Origin of the sequence: Flavobacterium sp., from assembly GCF_035456085.1 — a bacterium.
In the GTDB taxonomy this organism is placed as follows: domain Bacteria; phylum Bacteroidota; class Bacteroidia; order Flavobacteriales; family Flavobacteriaceae; genus Flavobacterium.
In genome coordinates this window covers 1-2,032 of the sequence record NZ_DATIDY010000270.1, presented here as the reverse complement: position 1 = coordinate 2,032, position 2,032 = coordinate 1, and the positions used below count along the sequence as shown (strand labels likewise).

Genomic DNA, 2,032 nt, shown 5'->3' with positions numbered 1-2,032 from the left:
TAAAAATAGACGCTTTCTCCCCATTTATCATTGATTTCGGAAATGACTTCTTGTTGACGAGTAGAACGCTCCCGTATTAATTCATTGACAAATGCCAGAGGAATGAGCAATATTAGAGTTAAAAAAGCTACCATTATCATTTTGGCAGTTGTCGATTGAAAAAGAGATTGAAGAAAAGAAAGAGGAGCAGGGTTTTGATTTTCTGTTGTTTCCATGGTTTTTTAGTTTAAATATTATAGTAATTGATAAGAATGTAGAATGGTGTAATACAAGATTGCTATGGGGATGTTGCCTAAAAGAATTATAATTTTTTGTGCAATATATTTTCGGATTTGAGGGAAAATATAATAGTAATGAAGTAAGTGCAAAAACATAATAATATTGAGCGGCAAAGCCATAATAATAAAGATGCATCCTATGATAAAAACAAAAGAAGGATCTTTTAGAGTTAGTAATAAAATAAAAAATAACGTGCCGATAGTAAAGCAACCAAGGGCGAGTTCGATAGCGGTTCTGCCATCAAAAGGTTCTTCTTGGGTTAAGGTGGTTTGCATAGTTTGTTATTAGTTTATGATTGAGTAGATTTTTTTTAAGAAATAAAATAAATAGATGTAAACTCCAAAATAAAAGGAAAACAATAGCGCATGAACCGATGTTAGAGAAGTAAACACGGCCTGAAAAAGTTCTAATGGATTACTCAAAATATCCCAACTGTTGTATCTAAGAATTCTGCCTAAATAGATTCCTATACCACATAAAATGCAAATCAAAGGCATTATTAAATTGGTAATTAGGGGAGAAGTATAGGTTTTTATAATGTTTTCAAATTCAATTAATGAAATGATTCCAAGTGTAAAGCCTATTAAAGCATAGGAACTTATAACCACCAAATCAAACCAAAATAAGTTATTGTTTGATTGTGTTAAATGAATTAAATCAGTCAGTATATAAAATGAATTTGGCAGAAATAATAGCCAAAGAAAAAGTAATGAAAGTGTTATGATTTTACTTTTTTGAATACTAATATGAGCTTTTAAATAGCTAATAAATAGATGAGGAATGAAAGCAAGAAACAAATTCCAAACCAAGAAAAGATGGTATCCGGAATTGGTCAGTTTTCCTCTTATGGCAAGTAAAGCAAGACAGTAAGTCGTGAATAAAAGTAAAATGCTATTAATTTTACGGTCGCTGTTGAATAGTTTAATAATGAGTTGCATAATTTTAGGTATTAAAAGTTTGTTTCAATTTGAATAATATTGTTTTACTTTTTAAAAGTACTTTGAATTTCAAAGTTTATAATTAAAAAAATAGATTATCGTTTCTGTATTAATTTTTCCAGGGCATTAATATGATCTTGGAAAGCTTTTCGTCCTTCTTTGGTTGCCCTATAACTTGTATTTGGTTTTTTACCGATGAATTGTTTTTCAATCGCAATGTAATTTTCTAGTTCTAAAGCTTTGGTATGGCTAGCTAAATTACCATCGGTAACGCCTAGTAATTCTTTTAAAGTACTAAAATCGGCAGAATCATTAACCATCAAAACAGACATAATTCCCAGTCGGATTCGATGATCAAAAGCTTTATTGATATTTTGAATTATATTTTTCAAATCTTTAGTAAGTGTCTATTATTTTGGTTACAATTTTGGATTGTTCCAGGTTTGATGGTGCTACAACATTTTCTTCGAGCGGAATATTGGTTCCGTATCTTTCAGATAATATAGTTTGAACTCGAGCATCTTTTAGATTAAAATCTTTCATTTTTTGAAGTGGACACAATTCGATTCCTGCACCATTTTTATATATTTTCCAAATCAATTCCGAACAATATATTTTATCATCAGACCATTCAAAATATAAATCATAGTCTTTGTTGTTTAGCTGTTTTGCAAAGGCTTTCATTTTTTGTAATGTTGAAGTATTGAGTATCGTCGATGCATTTTTCAATCGTGTAGCTACAAAATGGTTTTCTTTTCCATGCATAATCCAATCTGTGAGTGGAGTATATTTTACAGGTTGAACTGCTTCAAAAA

4 protein-coding genes are annotated in these 2,032 nt (G+C 30.0%); all 4 read right to left on the bottom strand.

What is annotated here, in order from left to right; all coding sequences use genetic code 11:
• On the bottom strand, window positions 1–215 hold a 215-nt coding region (locus VLC96_RS19100), incomplete at its 3' end, for an inner membrane CreD family protein (RefSeq protein ID WP_325265472.1).
• A 348-nt stretch (window positions 216–563) separates the two neighbouring features.
• Window positions 564–1,217 (bottom strand): DUF1361 domain-containing protein, encoded by a 654-nt coding sequence (locus VLC96_RS19095; RefSeq protein ID WP_325265471.1) that lies wholly within the window; start codon window positions 1,215–1,217, stop codon window positions 564–566.
• 95 nt (window positions 1,218–1,312) lie between these two features.
• Window positions 1,313–1,609 (bottom strand): winged helix-turn-helix domain-containing protein, encoded by a 297-nt coding sequence (locus tag VLC96_RS19090; protein ID WP_325265470.1) that lies wholly within the window; start codon window positions 1,607–1,609, stop codon window positions 1,313–1,315.
• A 4-nt stretch (window positions 1,610–1,613) separates the two neighbouring features.
• On the bottom strand, window positions 1,614–2,032 hold a 419-nt coding region (locus tag VLC96_RS19085), incomplete at its 5' end, for a YiiX/YebB-like N1pC/P60 family cysteine hydrolase (protein ID WP_325265468.1).